The 582-nt window shown below is 75.6% G+C and carries 1 protein-coding gene; it reads left to right on the top strand.

Annotation, left to right across the window (positions count from 1 at the left end):
- The coding region (locus IH13_RS0114725; protein WP_031084565.1) for a helix-turn-helix transcriptional regulator at positions 1-582 on the top strand (582 nt) is incomplete at both ends.

Below are 582 nucleotides of genomic sequence, written 5' to 3'. Positions count from 1 at the left end.
CCGACCGGGGCAGGAACGGCGGGTACCGGCTCGTCGGCGGCTACCGGACGCGGCTGACGGGGCTCGCCCGCGAGGAGGCCGAAGCCCTCTTCCTGTCCGGGCTGCCGACGGTCCTGCGCGAGATGGGGCTCCACGACGCGGCGTCCGCCGCCCGGCTGAAGGTGACGGCCGCCCTGCTCCCCTCGCTCCGGGACGCCCCGCGGACCGCGGCCCGCCGCTTCCACCTGGACGCGCCGGGCTGGTTCCACGAGCCCGTCACCCCCGAGCTGCTGCCCACCGTCGCGGAGGCGGTACGGGACGACCGGCTCGTCCGGGCCCGCTACCGGCGCGGTGCCGCCGACGAGGTGGAGCGGGAGCTGGCCCCGTACGGGCTCGTGCTGAAGGCCGGCGTCTGGTACCTCTGCGCCCGGGCGGGGGACGACGTCCGGGTGTACCGGATCGACCGGTTCACGGCGGTCGAGGTGTCGGAGGAGTGTTTCGAGCGGGACGAGGACTTCGACCTGCCGGGTTTCTGGGAGGAGCGGGCCGCGCAGTTCGCCCGGTCGCTCCTGCGCACCGAGGTGACCGTACGGCTGTCGGAGG

This window comes from Streptomyces sp. NRRL WC-3549 (genome assembly GCF_000721935.1).
Classification (GTDB): Bacteria; Actinomycetota; Actinomycetes; order Streptomycetales; family Streptomycetaceae; genus Streptomyces.
The sequence above is the reverse complement of the archived record's forward strand: the minus strand, read 5'-3'. Positions and strand labels throughout refer to the sequence as shown.